The sequence below is a fragment of the Streptomyces sp. NPDC002044 genome, from assembly GCF_040296725.1.
GTDB classification, from domain to species: domain Bacteria; phylum Actinomycetota; class Actinomycetes; order Streptomycetales; family Streptomycetaceae; genus Streptomyces; species Streptomyces antarcticus.
Genome location: NZ_JBEOXU010000039.1, coordinates 1 through 16,148 on the forward strand (window position 1 = coordinate 1; position 16,148 = coordinate 16,148).

Here is a 16,148-nt window from a genome sequence, read left to right on the forward strand (position 1 = left end):
TACTCCGCCAGCGCCGCATAGTTCGCACCGAACGTATTCGTCTCCACACAGTCCACACCCACCGAGAAATACGCCTCGTGGACCGTGCGCACGATATCCGGACGCGTCACGTTCAGCACCTCGTTGCAGCCCTCCAACTGCTGGAAGTCCTCCAACGACGGATCCTGCTCCTGAAGCATCGTCCCCATCGCACCATCCGCGACCACCACACGGGTGGCCAGCGCCTCACGGAGGGCGTCCGCCCGGGTCTGCGCGTTCGAGGTCATGCCCGCTGTCCCAGCTTCGGTTCCAGCAGGGAGGCCGGCCGCTCCCCGTACACCGTGCGGACGGTGTCCAGGAGCCGGCCGGGCTCGATCTCGTACGCCTGGGAGCCGACGGCCGCCAGGGCCAGGGCCGATATGGCGCAGCCGAGCTGGGCGGCGGTCTCCAGCGGCAGTCCCCAGCTGACGGCGGCCAGGAATCCGGAGCGGAAGGCGTCGCCGACGCCGGTGGGGTCCTCGACACGGGCGTCGGGGACGGCGTCGACGGTCAGGGACGGCTCGCCCTGGGTGTCGATGCGGACGCCCTGTGCGCCCAGGGTGGTGATCCAGGTGCCGACGCGGCCCAGGACTTCGGTGCGGCTCCATCCGGTGCGTTCCAGGAGCAGCGCGGACTCGTACTCGTTGGTGAAGAGCCAGCGGGCGCCGGTGACCAGGTTGCGTACCTCCTCGCCGGTGAGGCGGGCGAGCTGCTGCGAGGGGTCGGCGGCGAAGGGGATGCCCAGTTCCCGGGCCTGTTCGGTGTGGCGGACCATCGCGCCCGGGTCGTTGGGCGAGACGAGGACCAGGTCGAGGGGGGTGCGGGCGTGCAGGGCGCGCAGGTCGATGCGGGCGGACTCGGCCATCGCGCCCGCGTAGAAGGAGGCGATCTGGTTGGTGTCCCGGTCGGTCATGCACATGAAGCGGGCGGTCTGGTGCTCGGTGGAGACGTGCACCGCGTCGGTGTTGACGCCGTGTTCCTTGAGCCAGACCTCGTATTCGGCGAAGTCGGGTCCCACGGCGCCCGCGAGGACGGGCTCCAGGCGCAGGCCGCCGAGACCGTAGGCGATATTGGCCGCGACTCCGCCCCGCCGCACCTCGAGGGTGTCGACGAGGAAGGACAGCGAGACGTGTTCCAGCTGGTCGGGGAGCAGCTGGTCGACGAACCGGCCCGGGAAGGCCATGAGGTGATCTGTGGCGATGGATCCGGTCACCGCGATACGCACGTGGACTCCTGTGAGCTGGACTGATGTCGGCGGGGCGGAGTGGAGCGGGGCAGCGTGGGGCAGCGGGGCCGGGGCCCCGGGGCGGGGCGGTGTCAGGCGCTGGCGGCGGTCCTGAGGCGTTCGGCGCGGTCGGTGCGCTCCCAGGTGAAGTCGGGGAGTTCGCGGCCGAAGTGGCCGTAGGCGGCGGTCTGGGCGTAGATCGGGCGGAGCAGGTCGAGGTCGCGGATGATCGCGGCGGGGCGGAGGTCGAAGACCTCGGTGATGGCCCGCTCGATGCGCTCGGTGGGCACGGTGTGGGTGCCGAAGGTCTCGACGAACAGGCCGACCGGTTCGGCCTTGCCGATGGCGTACGCGACCTGGACCTCGCAGCGGGTGGCGAGGCCGGCGGCGACGACGTTCTTCGCGACCCAGCGCATCGCGTAGGCGGCGGAGCGGTCGACCTTGGAGGGGTCCTTGCCGGAGAAGGCGCCGCCGCCGTGGCGGGCCATGCCGCCGTAGGTGTCGATGATGATCTTGCGGCCGGTGAGGCCGGCGTCGCCCATCGGGCCGCCGATCTCGAAGCGGCCGGTCGGGTTCACCAGCAGGCGGTAGCCCTCGGTCTCCAGCTTGATGCCGTCCTCCGCGAGGCGGCGCAGCGTGTGCTCGACGACGATCTCCCGGATGTCCGGGGTCAGCAGCGCGTCCAGGTCGATGTCGGCGGCGTGCTGCGTGGAGACGACGACGGTGTCCAGGCGGACGGCCCGGTCGCCGTCGTACTCGATGGTGACCTGGGTCTTGCCGTCGGGGCGCAGGTAGGGGACGGTGCCGTCCTTGCGGACCTCGGAGAGGCGGCGGGCGAGCCGGTGCGCGAGGTGGATGGGCAGCGGCATGAGTTCGGGGGTCTCGTCGCAGGCGTAGCCGAACATCAGGCCCTGGTCGCCGGCGCCCTGCTGGTCGAGGGCGTCGTTGTCCTCGGCGGTGTCGGCGCCTTCGACGCGCTTCTCGTAGGCGGTGTCGACGCCCTGCGCGATGTCCGGGGACTGTGCGCCGATGGATACCGACACGCCGCAGGAGGCGCCGTCGAAGCCCTTGGTGGAGGAGTCGTAGCCGATCTCGAGGATCTTGGCGCGGACGAGCTGGGCGATGGGTGCGTATGCCTTGGTGGTGACCTCGCCGGCTATGTGGACGAGGCCGGTGGTGATGAGGGTCTCCACGGCCACCCGGGAGGCCGGGTCCTCGGTGAGGAGCGCGTCGAGGATCGTGTCGCTGATCTGGTCGGCGATCTTGTCGGGGTGGCCCTCGGTCACGGACTCCGAGGTGAACAGGCGGCGGGACATGGCACTCCTGGTGGTTGGTGGACGGATCGTCGGGGCGGGCGGGTCGGCGGGGTGGTCGGGTCGGCGGGTGTCGGTCAGGGCCGGGCGGTTGCGGCCGCGGCCGTCTCCAGGGTCAGGGCCAGGGCCCGGACCGGATCGGGTCCGCCGGCGGTGGCGGGGGTGGCGGCACCGATCACGACGAGGGGCGGGTGCCAGCCGTGCGAGGCGATGCGTTCGGCGACCTCGCAGGCCAGGGTGCCGGCGCCGGTGAACCCGCCGAGCAGCAGCGGTTCGCCGCGGGCCAGGGCGGGCCGGAGCGCGGCCAGCACGGTCCGCGCGTCGGCGGGGGGCCGCAGGGTGGCCAGCGCCTGCGGGCCCGGGTAGGCCGCGGCGAGCGCGTCGTAGCAGCCGGGGGGTGCCTCGGGTGGCGGGAGCAGGCAGATCGTGCCGGCCCCGGCGCGGGCCGCCGCGCGCAGGAGGCGCAGCGTACGGGCCGCGGGCTGGGTGGCGCGGGGTACGGCGGAGGTGCCGGCGAGGAGGGCCAGGGCGTCGGCGACGGTGACGGGTTCCCGTGCCGCGGAGGGCAGTTCGCGCAGCATGCGGGCGGTCTGGGCGAGGGTCTCGGCGGCGTCGGCGTCGGTGACGCGGGCCCGGTCGTGGACGGCGGTGAGGACGAGTCCGCCGTCGGCGTCGTGCTGCGCGGTGACGGCGAACGGCAGCGCGGTGTGCGCGGCGAGGACCTCGGCGGGCCCGACGCGTACGCCTTCGGCGGCGAGCTCGGCGTGGACGGGGTCGCCGTCGGGCCGGGCGGGGGCGTGAGGTTCGAAGGCGATGAGGGAGTCGGGGACGGCGGTACCGTCTGCCGGGCCGCCTGCGGCGGGGCTCTGGGGGGAGGCTCCGGCCGGGCCCGCGGCGGGGCCGGGTCCTTGGCCTCCGGGGCCCAGGACCGGGCCGGTGGCCCCGGCGGGGCCGGGCACCGGCGCCGGGACACGGCCGAGGCCGGAGCCCCCGGCCGAACCCGGGACCAGCGCGGGGGCGGAGCCCGGAGTGGGGCCCGGGGCGGGGTCGGGAGCGTGGTTCGGGGTGGTGCCCGGGGTGCGGGTGTGGTCCGGGGTGGGGTGTGGGGCTGTGGTGGGGGGCGGGGTGGTGTGGGGGGTGGGGAGTTGGGACCAGTGGGCTGACTGGGCCGGGGTGATCCATTCGTAGGACGAGGCGTTCAGGGCCTGGCTCGTCAGGTCGGCCAGGAGCCGGGTCAGCGGGGCGGCCGGGTCGATCCGGACGTGGAGGGGGACGGCGCCGCGCAGCGGGCCGGGGAGGCGGTCGGCGCCCGGGAGGGGGATGCCGCGGCCCGAGACCGCGGCCGCGAAGGCGACGGTGCCGGGGGCCGGGGCGGCGTGGTGGAGCTGGAGGGCCCAGACCGCGTGCAGGGCGGTGCTCTCCGTCGCGCCGCGGTCGGCGGCCCAGTTCCGCAGGCGCAGCGCCTCGTAGGGGGTGAGCCGGCGGCGGGTGCGTCCGTGTCCGCGGCGGGCGGGTCCGGTGGGCGGGCGGAGCGGGAGGCGGGCCGCGGCCGCGGGGATCCGGGTGCGGGACCAGTGGTCCCGGGCGGGTTGCGGATCCTGTCCGGCGGTCCACCGCAGGTGGTCGCGGATGTCGGGCCGCCGTATGCTGCCGGCCGGCCGGCCGTCGGCGAGGTAGGCGCGGTACAGGGCGCGCTGGAGGAGGCGGGCGCTCCAGCCGTCGAGGAGTGCCTGATGGTACGTCAGCAGGACGCGGTGTGCCCGGTCCGGTTCTTCCAGCAGGGCGATCCGCAGGGCCGTGCCGGGCCGGTACAGGTCGAACTCGCGGGTGCGCTCGCTGAGCAGCAGGGCGTGCCAGTCGGCGCTGCCGCGCGTGTGGCGTTCCAGTGGGGGCACGGCGTGGGGGTGGACGGCGACCAGGGGTCCGGTTCCGGGTGCGGGGGGCCGGGCCAGCGCGGTCCGCAGGACCGCTTCGCTGTCGTAGAGGGTCTGCCAGGCGGCGGTGAACCGCCGGGTGTCCAGCGGTCCGTGCCAGCGCCAGTGGAGCTGTTCCACGTGCAGTCCGGTGCCGGGGCGGGTCATCGCGTCCAGCAGTGTGTGGCGTTGCAGGGGGGTGGCGGGCAGTGCGGGGTGCGGTCCGGGGCCTGCGGGGCGGCGGGCGGGCGGCTGGTGGTGTTCCGTGGTGCGCGGCCGGGGGTGTCCGGCGGGGGCGCCGGTCAGCAGGTCGGACAGGTGCCCCGCGGGGAACGGCGGCGGGGGCAGGGTGAGGGTGTGGTGGTACGGGGTGTGCCGGTGCAGGGTCGCCGTGCACGGCGGGAGGGTGGCGAGGGCGGCCCTGAGTGCGGCGGGGGTGAGGGTGCCGTGGAGGTCGAGGGAGGGCGGGGGGCCGGGGGTGACGACCACGGTCATGGCCACGGTGGCGGCCATCGCTTCCCTCCTCTTCCCTTTCGGTGTCCGGGTCTCGGGCTGTGGGCTTCTTGTGGGCTGGGGTTCGCGCGGTGCGCGGTGTGGGCTCGTGGGCTTGTGGGCTTGTGGGCTGGGGCTCGTGGGTGTGCGGTGGTGGTCTCGGGTGCCGTCGGGGACGGCTGCCGCCGCGCGTGCGCCCCGGTGTCCCCGATGATCGCTTCCGGTGGCCGAGGACGGCCGGAAGCCCGCTTGAGGACTGGTCCAACGCCGGGGCGGCGCGCGGGGTTCGGGGCGGGCGGGGAGGGGCGTGGGCCTGGCCTGCCTCCTGGGGTCGTGGTGCGGAGCAAAAGGGCTGTGCGCTGGTGCTCGGACTCATGCGGGGACTCGTGGGGGACACGGCCGGACATGGTCTGTTGTCGAGAATCCTTCCGTTCGTTCCTCGGCTCGTCCTTGAGCGCGCGTCGAGCGGGGGCGGGCCCCTCCCCCGCCCCCGCCGGCGCGCCCGCCTGTCCCCCGGCCGGGCCGCCGTCGCGGCCGCACGCGCGGGCACGGGTGCGGGCGCGGGCACGGGTGCGGGCACGGGTGCGGTCAGCGGATGCGGAAGTTCGCCATCATGCCCATCGCCGAGTGGTCCAGCAGATGGCAGTGGTAGACGTAGGTGCCGCGGTAGGTGTCGAAGGTGGCGTGCAGTTTGACGCTCTCGCCGGGGAAGAGGCGCACGGTGTCCTTCGGCCCGGATTCGGCCGGTCCCGCGGGGGCGCCGTTGCGTTCCAGGACGCGGAACTGGACGAGGTGCATGTGGAAGTTGTGCGGGGCGAGCTTGTTGGTGTTGGTGACGGTCCAGATCTCCGAGCTGCCGTGCGCGACGGTCTGGTCGATGCGCTGGTAGTCCCACACCTGGCCGTCCATGAACCCCCGCGGCTCCTGGCGGCCGTCCTCGTCCATGCTCAGGACGATGTTGCGCTGGACGGTGGCCGGGCGCAGGGCGGGCAGGGTGCGCAGGTGGCCCGGTATCCGGCTGGGGTCGGGTGCGGTGCGTACGACGTCGAAGCGCAGGACCTTGCCGACCTGGTCGGGGGTTCCGGGGCCCAGGGTGTTCTCCAGGACGATCTTCGTGCCGACCGGGTAGCGGGAGAAGTCGATGATGACGTCGGCGCGTTCGGCCGGGGACAGGCCGATGGTGTCGGTGGTGAAGGGGCGCTCCAGCAGTCCGCCGTCGGTGCCGATCTGGGTGAGGGGGCCGCCGTCGGCGAGGCGGAGCTGGAAGAAGCGCATGTTGGAGGAGTTCAGGAGGCGGAAGCGGTACTTGCGGGCGGCGACCTCGACGTAGGGGCTCGGTCGGCCGTTGGCGAGGACGGTGGTGCGGCCGAAGACGTCGTCCATGACGTAGACGAGCTGTCCGCTCTCGTCGAAGCGGGCGTCGCGCAGGGCGATGGGGATCTCGTACTGGCCGGCCGGCAGCGGCAGGGACCGGTCGGTGTCGTCGGAGAGGAGGTAGGTCGCGGACAGGCCGCGGAAGACGTGTTCGGACTCCATGTGGTGGGCGTGGTCGTGAAACCAGAGGCCGGCTCCGGCCTGCTGGTTGGGGTAGGTGTAGGTCCGCGAGGTGTTGGGCGCGAAGGTGTCCATCGGGCCGCCGTCGTTCTCCGGTGAGACGTTGCCGCCGTGCAGGTGGACCGAGACGGGCATGGTGAGGGTGTTGCGGTGGCGGATGACGACCTTGCGGCCGCTGCGGGCGCGCAGGACCGGTCCGGGGAAGTGGCCGTCGTAGGTGAGGACCTTGGTCTGTGCTCCGGGGAGGATCTCCCGGGTCACTTCCTTGATGGTGACGGCGTACGTGTCCTGGCCGCCCAGGGTGGATACCGGCGCGAGGACGGGGGTGAGGGGCATCCGTACGGTGAAGGGCGGCGGGACGGTGACCGGCTTCGTCCGGGCGGGGGCGGGTGCGGTGGCCTGCGCGGAGCGGGTGCTGAGCAGCGGCGTCAGCCCGCCGGTGGTGAGCAGACCCGCGCCGGTCGCGGCGATGGCGCCGCTGAGCAGGCTGCGTCTGGTGACCATGGGGTGTCCTCCTGGGAAGGGGTGGGATGGGTGCGCGCGGGCGCCCGGGGCGGGCCGGCGCCGCGGGCGGCCGGCGGTGGACGGCTCCACGCGGGTGTCGGGCCGCGAGTGCACCAGACGCGGCTTGCGCAGCGCTCGAGGCGGGATGGTGTGCGCGGGCCCGGCGTTGCGCGGGCCTTGCGGGGGCTGGGCAACGCTCCTCGTGCGTACGTATGACCGCGTACGCGCGACGCGCGCCGCCCACGGGCGGTGCTGGGGAGGCTCCCGTGGACCTGCACGACCTGCACGACTTACGCGACTGGCTGCCGCGCGCGCTGGGGGTGGCGGAGCGGTGGGGCGGGCAGTTCGGCCCGTACGAGTCCCATGAGGCGCACCGGGTGCGGCCGGAGGCGTTCACCGAGGCCTTCGACCGTCTCGCGAAACGGATGGACCACAACTATCCGTTCTTCCACCCGCGTTACGCCGGACAGATGGTCAAGCCGCCGCATCCGGCGGCGGTGACCGGCTATCTCACCGCGATGCTGTTCAACCCGAACAACCATGCCGCCGAGGGCGGGCCCGCGACCACGGAGATGGAGCGGGAGGCGGTCGCGGAGCTGGCCGGCATGTTCGGTCTCGCGTCGCACGTCGGGCATCTGACGACGAGCGGCACGATGGCGAACCTGGAGGCCCTGTACGTGGCCCGGCAGCTGCACCCGGACCGCGGGGTCGCCTACAGCTCCGAGTGCCATTACACGCACGAGCGGATGTGCCACGTGCTGGGCATGGAGGGCCACCGGATCGCGGCGGACGCCCGCGGCCGGATCGATCTGGGGGCGCTGGAGGGTGCGCTGCGGGGCGGGCGGATCGGCACGGTGGTGGTGACGACGGGCACGACGGGGCTGGGGGCGGTGGACCCGGTGCACGAGGTGCTGGCGCTGGCGCGCCGGTACGGGGCGCGGGTGCACGTCGACGCGGCGTACGGGGGGTTCTACGCGATCCTGGGCCGGGCGGGTGCCGGGGGTCTGGTCGGGGCGGGCCCGGCCCGCGAGGGACGGCCTGGGTGCTGTCGTCCAACAGGCCCGGACCGCTCGGGGGAGGCTTCGGGATCGGAGCGGGGACGCCTAGCTCACGGCCTTGGCCTTCTTGCCCTTCTCGGTCACGGCGAACCAGAGGCCCTGCTTGTTGTGACCGGTGATGTCACCCGCTTCCTTGTCACCGGTGAAGGAATAGACGGGCCAGCAGTCGATGGTCAGCTGCTCGCTTCCGTCGGGCCTTTTCACCGTCCCGATCATTTCGGCGGCGATTCCCTTCACCTTCGTCTTGTCGACGGGCTTGGCGGGCTTCCAGGTGTCGAGGCAGGCCCCGACGCAGCCGATTTTCATCGGCCACGCGCTGTCCTTGTCGAACCGGTAGAGCGTCCGCCCCTGCGCGTCGGCGACGATGGTGCCCAATACGGCATTCGTGCGGGCGGAAAGCTCGATCGCCGCTTCCTTCTGCTTCTCCTCGGACGCCTCCGGTGCCGGGGCGGGGGCCGGCGCCGCGCCGGTGCCCGATCCCTGGCCCTCGCCCTTCCCGCCCGCCGCGGCCGGCTTCCCGTCGGCTCCCAGGACGTGCCAGGTGCCGCCGACGCCCTCACCGAGCGTGTCCCCGGGCTTGGTGTCCTTCGCGTAGCGGTACACGGGCCACCCCGCGAGCGTCAGCTGCCGGGAGCCGTCGGCCCGGGCGACCGAGCCGAGCAGACCTGCGTCTATGCCCGCCCCGGCCTTCGCGTCGTCCGCCGCCACCGCGGGCCAGACCTTCGCGCAGTCGCCCTCGCAGTTCGACTTGGGGGGCTTCGGCGTGTCCTTGTCGAAGCGGTAGAGCGTCCAGCCCTCACCGTCGGTGACCGCGGAGCCGAGCCCCGGGACGTCCCGCACCTTGAGCTCCCCGGCCGGCCCGGCCTTGGCGGCCGCGCCCGCGGCGTCGGGGGTGACGCTGCCGTACCCGGCACCCGCCCCGGCACCCGCTTCCATTTCGGCCCCGTAGCCGCCGTTCGAATCGTAGGCCGAGCCGAGCTGTTTACCGGAGCCCGCCGGCTGTACTGCACTCGCATTTCCGGAGGACGTGTCGGCGGCTCCGCACCCTGCGGTCAGCAGCAGTACCGCTACCGCCGATCCGGCGATTACTCCACGACGCCTTGTGTTCACGATCTCTCCTTCAATTCGGTTCCGTGTTCGTGTGCCTTCGCTCATTGATACGGGGCCCGCGTCGGCGGGCGTTCATATCCCACGGAATTTGTCAGATCGCGCCAACATTGAACGCGCAAGCCGTCCGCGGCCGTTCACGGCCTCATTCCAGGATGCGCAGGGCCAGCGCCGGGCAGCGCCGCACGGCGCGCAGCGCCTTCGTCCGCAGCCGGCCCGGTACGGCCATGGACGCCTCGGCGGGATAGCCGTCCGCGTCGAGCCGCACCACGTCGGGAAGGATGTCCACGCACAGCCCGTGCCCCTTGCACAGCGTCCAGTCCACGACGAGCCGTTCGGGGCTCTCGTCCTCGGGCAGCGGCAGCGCCCCCAGGACCCGCCTCCCGCACCCGCTGCCGAGCGCGTGGTCCCGGAACTCGTCGGGGAACGCGGACAGGGCCGAGGCGACGAAGCGCGACGTGCCGTCCGGATGACTGCACGCACCGCGCTTCATGACGCCGGCCATCCGCGCCTCCAGCATCTCCAGCGCCGTCCTGCCGCCGCCCCGCAGGGCCTCGTCCAGTACGTCCGCCAGCGCGGGCAGTCCGCGTACGCAGGGGCCGCACTGGCCGGCGGTCTCGTTCGCCATCCAGCGGGTGACCCGCGCCACCTCGCCCATCGGGCAGGTGTCCTCGGGCAGCGGGAGCACCGCTCCCGCGCCCAGTCTCGCCCCGAGGGACTCCAGGGACTCCCGGGAGATCTCCGCCGAGCGGGCGGACCCGGGGTCCAGCCACTTGCCGTGGTAGCCGCCGACGAGCACGCCCTGCCCGGGACCGGTGCCGCACAGCTCCAGGACGTACGCCATCGAGGTCCCCGCCGGCACTTCGACGACGGTGGCCCCCGCGACGGTCAGCATGATGGTGCCCGGCTCCGAGGGGAGCCCGACCGTACGGAAGTCCAGCGCGCCCAGCCGTGCGGCGAGGGCCAGTTGGGCGAAGGTCTCGGTGTTCGACAGCAGGGTGGGCACTCCGCCCAGTCCCCTCTCGCTGGTCCGTACCTTCTGCCCGGAGGGAAGGGTCGGGCCGCCGTTCAGTCCGCTGATCATCGCGGTGCCCTCGCCCGTGACGAAGCGTTCGGGAAGCCGTCCCACGCGCACCCGGCGGCCGGACGGGCCGCGTTCCGCGATGGCCTCCCGTACCGACTGCTCCACATCGTCGCGGGTGACGGCGATCACGACGTCCTCGGCGTCGAGCGCCGCGGCCGCCAGCAGGGCGCCGTCGATCACCAGGTGCGGGGCGTGCAGCAGCAGGGCCTTGTCCTTGAGACAGCTCGGCTCGCCCTCGCTCCCGTTGACGACGACCGCGGTCCGGCCGTCACGGCCCCGGGCCGAGCGCATCACGGCGCGCAGTTTGCGGTGGAAGGGGAAGGCGGCCCCGCCGCGCCCCCGGAGGTCGATGTTGTCGGCGAGTTCGACGAGTTCGTCCGGGCGGTAGAGGGGGAGCGAGCCGTGCGTCGTCAGGTGCGCGACCCGGTCGAGTCGCGGAACCTGGTCGAGTCCGGCCAGCAGCCGGGGGGCGCCCACGCAGCCGAGGCTGGGGCGCGGACCGCCGCTCACAGCCACCGCTCGCGGGTGGCGAGGCGCTCGGCCGGAACGTCCTGCGCCGCGGAAGCCTGGTTCGGGATGTAGACGGTGGCGGCGTACGGCGGGTTCGCGGCGACGTACGGCGGGTTCTCGGGCCGGGGCGGCGGCGGGGCGGGCTGCGGGGGCGGCCCGTCGGCGCCGCGTTCCGGACGGGGCCGGGCGAAGGAGACCTGCCTCATCCGGGTGGGGGCGATGCCCGGCTGCGCCGGCGGCCTGGCACCCGTACCGTCCATGCGGGACTTGACGCGCAGGGCGACGAGCGTGGCGACGCCGATCAGGGCCAGGGCGTAGGCAGCCGTCACCCAACCGCTCGCGGAACGGCCCGCCTTCAGCCCGTGGACCAGGGAGGCGCCCCAGGCGGGGTAGGCCCCGAAGTGCAGGACCCGCCACCACAGCGAGCGGGTCTTCGTGGCGAACACGCTGCGCAGGGCGCCGGACACGGCCACCGACACGAAGAGGTAGCCGGCCAGGGTGCCGAGGCCGATGAGCACCGGCTGGTCCACGTCGGTGAAGGGCAGCGCCGCCGCCGTGGCGGTGGTCTGCGACTCCGCGACCTTGACCCAGATGTGCAGGGCCAGGAAACCCAGCCCCGCCACGGCCAGGCCGCGGTGCACGCCCTGGGCGATCAGCCGGTGGCCCGAACCGAGCAGGACCCGGTCGGTCGCCACCAGCCCCCACAGGACGGTGGAGGTGAGCGAGACGAGCGAGAGGACGCCCGCTCCGAAGTCGAGGAAGTCCCACAGCTGGGTCAGCGCGCCCGCGCGGGTCGCGACGACGAGGGTGACGACGGCCGCGCCGACGGCGGCGACCACACCGGGCCGCAACCGTCCGGAAGCGGGCAAGAGGGAGGGTCGCCGAACGGCACGCCGGCCCGCGGCCGGAGCTGTCGCCGCGGCGTGGCGGCTCCGGGAACGGGCTCTGTGCGAGCGTGGCATGTGGGGCTGGGACAGGGGCATCCAGATCTCCTGTGCGCCTGGGATCCGAGCACTCCACCGGCGCTCGGCACCCGGGGGTCGTGGTCGGTAGTGCCCGGCAGCGCTGTGAACTCCTGCGCCGGCCGAGGGAGCTAGGGGCCGGAGTGCAGAAGCATCGTGGAGCGGTCAGGCGGCTCCACAGGATTTATCGAAACGTGATAATTTCTCGCACCGCGTCTCCGGCGCATCGAACAACACCGGAAGATTCCCCTCCAGCGGAGGTTGCGACAGGCCCCCGCACCGCCCGCCATCTACGCGTACTCGTCGGTAAAGACACGGCAAAGTCGCGGGACCGCAGATGGCCGGACCCCTCTAGGAGGGAGTACGAGGGCCTCAAGTCTCTATGTCAGACGCCACTGTTGACAAGGAGTCAACCTCGGCGGGCTTGCCGCACTCCGGGCAAGCCTCACCCCGGCACGAACGAGGAAAACGATGTGCGAACTTCTGAACCGCATCTGGTCCCGCCCAAGAGGCGAGTGGACCCGCGTACTGCGCAGGGAACTCCCCACGCTGGCCGCCGAGATAGTGGAGGAGCTTCTGCATGGAATTCCGGGACTTTCCACTCTTGTCTATGACAACGATGCCCTCGACGACGAACTGCTCAGACAGTGCGTGGAAGAGGCACTGCTGAACGCCCTCGGCTATCGCGACGGGCAGACCCGGGCACATGCCCAGCCCTCCTCCCCGGCCCACGCGCCGGCCCGGCCCGCGGTGCCGCGCCTGTCCAAGGTGCCGTCGCAAGTGCGGCCGCGGATGGCGGAAGTGAAGGACAGGGAGAAGGGCGAGGAGAGGGACGAGGACAAGAATCGGCACGACGACCGGCAGACCGTCCTGGAACACACCCGTGCCCATACCCGCGAACCTGCCCGAGAACCCTCCCGCGAACACAGCCGAGAGGACGGACCGGGCGGCGGGCACGGGGGCGGACGCTCAGTGACGCGCGCGGACACGCGTGAAGTGACGCGCGGAGACACACGCGCGGACACCTGCGCAGACACGCGTGAAGAGGAACGCGGAGAGACGCGCGGAGAGACGCGCGGAGACCCGCGCGGGTACCGGCCGGAGCCGGCCGCCGCGTCCGACGGAGCGCGCCAAGAACTGTTCAACGCCCTGACCGATGACCGGCAGGGGTCCGAGAGCTCCATCGGCGAGCTCGCCGAGGCGGCCGGCTGGCCCCTCCCGCCCGCCGTGCGCGCCGTGGCGCTCGCCGCTCCCGGCGACGCCCAGCAGCTGGCGGCCGTACTGGACGACTCGCTCGCCGGCATGTTCGCGGGCCGCCCCTGCCTGCTCGTCCCAAGCGCCGAGACCGACGCCAGAGCCCCCCTGGAACTCCCCCTGCGCGGCCGGTTCGCCGCCGTCGGCCACGCGGTACCGCTCCGCGACACGGCGTCCTCGCTGCGCTGGGCCGTGCGCCTGCTCGCGCTGACCCCCAACCGCGGGGGCCTGGACGCCCGGGCCGTCTTCGTCGACGACCACCTCTCCACCCTGCTCCTCCTCCAGGACGAGCCCCTGGCCCACGCCCTCGCCGCCCGCTGGCTGCGGCCGCTCGCGGACCTGACCCCGCGCCAGAGCGAGCGGCTGGAGGTGACACTGCTCGCCTGGCTGGAGGGCGGCGGAGCCCCCGAGGCGGCGAAGGCGCTCAGTGTGCACCCCCAGACCGTGCGCTACCGCATGCGCCAGCTGGAGAAGCTCTTCGGTACCGGCCTGCGGGACCCGCGCACCCGCTTCGAGCTGGAGATGGCCCTGCGCAGCCGCCGGCTCATGGCCCAGGTGCGGCGCCAGCACTCGCGGGTGGGCCGCCGGGCGGCCCGTGTGGTCACCGCCGACTTCCCGGCCCTGGCCGTCGGGAGGATGGCCCGCGTCAACGGCCTGTGACCCGCGGGCGCCGCGGCCCCCGTACGAAGGAAGGGCCCCGGCCCGGACCCGTCTCAGCGGGGCCGGGCCGGGGCCCTTCGTACAGGGGGGAAGCGGGAGCGGGGACGGCTTCGGTCCGGGCGAACGCCGTGCGGCGCCGGACGGCGTTGCCTACCGTGCGGCGCAGGGTGCGGACACCGCACCGCGCATCGTCGAGTTGAGGTCCAGGAGTTCGGTGTACGCCCGGGCGCAGTTCCCGCACTGCGCCAGATGGCGGGCGAGTGCGCGGGACAGGTGCGCACCGCCCCGGCGGACGGCCGGGCCGAGCAGGCCGGCGTAGGGGCGGCAGCGGCCGTCCGCCGCCGCCTCCACGTGGGCGCGCAGGTACGCCTCGCGCAGCCCCTCCCGGGCCCGGAACGCCAACGAGGTCACCGCGCTGGGGGTGATGCCCAGCAGCGCGGCGACCTTGTGGGGGGAGCCCTCCTCGACGAGCGTGTGCCACAGCACGAGCCGCCACCGCTCCGGCAGCCCGGCGAAGGAGCGGGCGACGAGCCTGCGGTCCTCACCCGCCACCCACTGCTGCTGCGGGTCCCCGCCCACCGGGCCCGGCTGGCGCCAGGTGTCGAAGTCGGAGGTCAGCAGCGTCCGTCCGGCGCCGTCCCGCCACTGGATGGCGGTGTGGCGGACGACGGACAGCAGGTACGAGCGCCAGGGCCCCCGCGGTCCCGCCCCGGCGCGAACGGCCTGGAAGGTCCGCAGGAAGGCTTCCGACACCAGGTCTTCCGCGTCCTGCGGAGACCGGCAGCACGTGCGCGCGTACGCCAGGGCGGCCCGCCGGTGGCGCCGGTACAGCAGGGCGCAGACCGCCGGGTCCGCTTCGCCCGCGCCGTACCCGCGGCGCAGCAGCAGGGTCAGTTCCGCGTCGGAGGGCGGGGGCGCGGCCCCGCCCGGGGACCGCGGGCCGGCCGCGGAGTCACCAGAGCCTGACATGCCACTCCTCGGAGGTCGGACCCGGCCGGACCGGGTGCCGCGGGGCGGTGCCGGCCCGAAGTCGGCTCCGGACCGGCACCTTTCCCGGACCGGGCGCGATCGTGGGGGGAGGAGGGGGCGCCCGGCCCGGGAGCAGGGACCGCGCGGTGCGCGGTGCGGGGTGTCAGCGGCAGACGCGACCGCCGTTGATGCAGTTCACCGCCTTGTTCATCAGGCCGTTCGACATCACGTTGATGAAGTCGCCGTGGTCGGTGACCGGCTTGTGCAGCTGCTCGGGGAAGCTGTCGACCGCGAAGCGGGCACCCGGTGCGACGCCGTACGTGATCCGCTGCACCAGCTGCGGGATGGCGGTGAATCCGTTCGGGCAGCGTCCGGCCTTGTCCGGGAAGGCCACGTGGGTCCGGTGGTTGGCGCTGTCGGCGTTCTTGCCGTCCCAGCAGCTCTGGAAGGTGAAGGTGCGGACGACGTCGCTGCCCTTGGGGCAGATCGGGTACTTGTCCTTCAGCTGGCGGTTCTCGAAGCCGGTGCAGCTCCACGAGGCGTTGGCGTTGGCGGTGCCGTTGGTGAACGCCTTGGCGTCACCCGTGATGATGCGCAGGAACCGGGGCATGGTCTTGACCTGACCGACCGGACTACCCTTGAAGGTCATCGTCACCTGCTTCGGCTGCAGGATCGTGCCGACGTTGCCGTCCTGGCCGCCGCCGGGAGCCTGGGCGTCCCGCTCTGCCTTTCCGTCGCGCAGCCGCAGGACCGGCCAGTAGTAGGTGGACTGGTCTCCGTTGGTGCAGGTGGTGCCGGAGGCGGCGAGGCTGTTGTTGGTGGAGAACGCGTCGGTGGTCTTGTTGCCCACGTAGTCGTGCATGTGGTGCGCGCCGTTGGAGACGCCGGGGGCGACGATCACGTTGTCCGGGTTGAAGTGCTTCTCCTCGTTGCGTCCGCAGCTGGAACTGAAGGAGCCTCTGGAGGCGCCGGACTGGGCCGCGGGGGTGCGCACGTTCGGCCGTACCTTGTTGATGTTGACGAAGTCGCTCTTGGCCGGGCCACCCTTCTGGCCGAGGCTCTTGGCGGCGCTCGCGTCGGCCGCCTGGTTGGCGTCCGCCGGGGCCTGCTTCATCTCGCAGCCGCTCAGCGCCTTCAGTTCCTCGGGCTTCTGCGCGCCGTTGTCGCCGATCGCCCCGGCCACCTTCTCGATGGTCTTGCCGCGCTGGTCGCGCAGCTCTCCGAGGAGGGCGTCCCCCTTGGCCTGACCGGAGGCGAGCCGCTTGTAGGCATCGGCCACCTGGGCGTCGAGCTCGGCGAGGTTCTCGCCCACCTGCGCCTTGGCCTGCTCGGGGACGGCGGTGAGCTTGTCGCCCACGTCGGGGCAGTCGATGGTGGCGACGGACTTGCCCCCGCGGTTGTCGTCCTGGCCGGCGGAGGCGTTGCCGGCGACGACGGCGACTCCGCCACCGCCCAGCACCAGAGCGGAGACCACGGCGAGGAGCTTGTTCGAGATCCGGGGACGTTTGTGGCCTTTTTGGCTCAT

11 protein-coding genes and 1 pseudogene are annotated in these 16,148 nt (G+C 73.3%); 2 read left to right on the plus strand and 10 right to left on the minus strand.

What is annotated here, in order from left to right:
• The 5 genes from ABT106_RS13015 to ABT106_RS13035 form a co-directional block, all read right to left on the minus strand.
• A partial coding sequence (locus tag ABT106_RS13015; protein WP_351276005.1) for a homocysteine S-methyltransferase family protein occupies window positions 1–266 on the minus strand: 266 nt, incomplete at its 3' end.
• Window positions 263–1,243 (minus strand): carbohydrate kinase family protein, encoded by a 981-nt coding sequence (locus ABT106_RS13020; RefSeq protein ID WP_351276007.1) that lies wholly within the window; start codon window positions 1,241–1,243, stop codon window positions 263–265. The genes ABT106_RS13015 and ABT106_RS13020, both read right to left, overlap by 4 nt.
• Window positions 1,244–1,335: 92 nt before the next feature.
• Entirely contained in the window at window positions 1,336–2,559 is a 1,224-nt protein-coding gene (metK, locus tag ABT106_RS13025) for a methionine adenosyltransferase (protein WP_351276009.1), read from the minus strand.
• 74 nt (window positions 2,560–2,633) lie between these two features.
• Complete coding sequence (locus tag ABT106_RS13030) at window positions 2,634–4,982, minus strand: condensation domain-containing protein (protein WP_351276011.1); 2,349 nt, start codon at window positions 4,980–4,982, stop codon at window positions 2,634–2,636.
• 567 nt (window positions 4,983–5,549) lie between these two features.
• The gene (locus ABT106_RS13035) at window positions 5,550–7,019 is read right to left on the minus strand and encodes a multicopper oxidase family protein (RefSeq protein WP_351276013.1); all 1,470 of its coding nucleotides are present in this window, start codon (window positions 7,017–7,019) and stop codon (window positions 5,550–5,552) included.
• A gap of 470 nt (window positions 7,020–7,489) precedes the next feature.
• Between ABT106_RS13035 and ABT106_RS13040 the strand changes: the two are divergent.
• A pseudogene (locus tag ABT106_RS13040) lies at window positions 7,490–7,981 on the plus strand (aminotransferase class V-fold PLP-dependent enzyme); the annotation flags it as partial.
• A 141-nt stretch (window positions 7,982–8,122) separates the two neighbouring features.
• On the opposite strand, the gene ABT106_RS13045 reads toward ABT106_RS13040, so the two are convergent.
• From ABT106_RS13045 to ABT106_RS13055, 3 genes are all read right to left on the minus strand, one after another.
• The gene (locus tag ABT106_RS13045) at window positions 8,123–9,232 is read right to left on the minus strand and encodes an SCO0930 family lipoprotein (RefSeq protein ID WP_351276015.1); all 1,110 of its coding nucleotides are present in this window, start codon (window positions 9,230–9,232) and stop codon (window positions 8,123–8,125) included.
• Window positions 9,233–9,329: 97 nt separating this feature from the next.
• On the minus strand, window positions 9,330–10,745 hold the full coding sequence (locus ABT106_RS13050; protein ID WP_351276016.1) for an NADH-ubiquinone oxidoreductase-F iron-sulfur binding region domain-containing protein: 1,416 nt from the start codon (window positions 10,743–10,745) through the stop codon (window positions 9,330–9,332).
• Window positions 10,746–10,774: 29 nt separating this feature from the next.
• Window positions 10,775–11,617 carry a hypothetical protein gene (locus ABT106_RS13055; protein WP_351276018.1) on the minus strand — a complete coding sequence of 281 codons (843 nt, stop codon included), beginning with the start codon at window positions 11,615–11,617 and terminating at the stop codon, window positions 10,775–10,777.
• Window positions 11,618–12,736: 1,119 nt separating this feature from the next.
• Here ABT106_RS13055 and ABT106_RS13060 point away from each other — a divergent pair.
• On the plus strand, window positions 12,737–13,654 hold the full coding sequence (locus ABT106_RS13060) for a PucR family transcriptional regulator (RefSeq protein ID WP_351276020.1): 918 nt from the start codon (window positions 12,737–12,739) through the stop codon (window positions 13,652–13,654).
• A gap of 150 nt (window positions 13,655–13,804) precedes the next feature.
• Here ABT106_RS13060 and ABT106_RS13065 read toward each other — a convergent pair whose 3' ends face one another.
• Together ABT106_RS13065 and ABT106_RS13070 are read right to left on the minus strand one after the other, a co-directional pair.
• Window positions 13,805–14,623, minus strand: coding sequence for an RNA polymerase sigma factor (locus ABT106_RS13065; protein ID WP_351276022.1), 819 nt, complete (start codon window positions 14,621–14,623; stop codon window positions 13,805–13,807).
• Window positions 14,624–14,786: 163 nt separating this feature from the next.
• Window positions 14,787–16,148 (minus strand): DUF1996 domain-containing protein, encoded by a 1,362-nt coding sequence (locus ABT106_RS13070; protein WP_351276024.1) that lies wholly within the window; start codon window positions 16,146–16,148, stop codon window positions 14,787–14,789.

What these genes read in the sequence shown, in the direction of transcription:
- ABT106_RS13030 (WP_351276011.1), bottom strand. Translation starts at nt 4,982, where the DNA reads ATGGCCGCCACCGTGGCCATGACCGTGGTCGTCACCCCCGGCCCCCCG.
- ABT106_RS13065 (WP_351276022.1), bottom strand. Translation starts at nt 14,623, where the DNA reads ATGTCAGGCTCTGGTGACTCCGCGGCCGGCCCGCGGTCCCCGGGCGGG.
- ABT106_RS13045 (WP_351276015.1), bottom strand. Translation starts at nt 9,232, where the DNA reads ATGAGCGAAGGCACACGAACACGGAACCGAATTGAAGGAGAGATCGTG.
- ABT106_RS13070 (WP_351276024.1), bottom strand. Translation starts at nt 16,148, where the DNA reads ATGAGCCAAAAAGGCCACAAACGTCCCCGGATCTCGAACAAGCTCCTC.
- metK (WP_351276009.1), bottom strand. Translation starts at nt 2,559, where the DNA reads ATGTCCCGCCGCCTGTTCACCTCGGAGTCCGTGACCGAGGGCCACCCC.
- ABT106_RS13035 (WP_351276013.1), bottom strand. Translation starts at nt 7,019, where the DNA reads ATGGTCACCAGACGCAGCCTGCTCAGCGGCGCCATCGCCGCGACCGGC.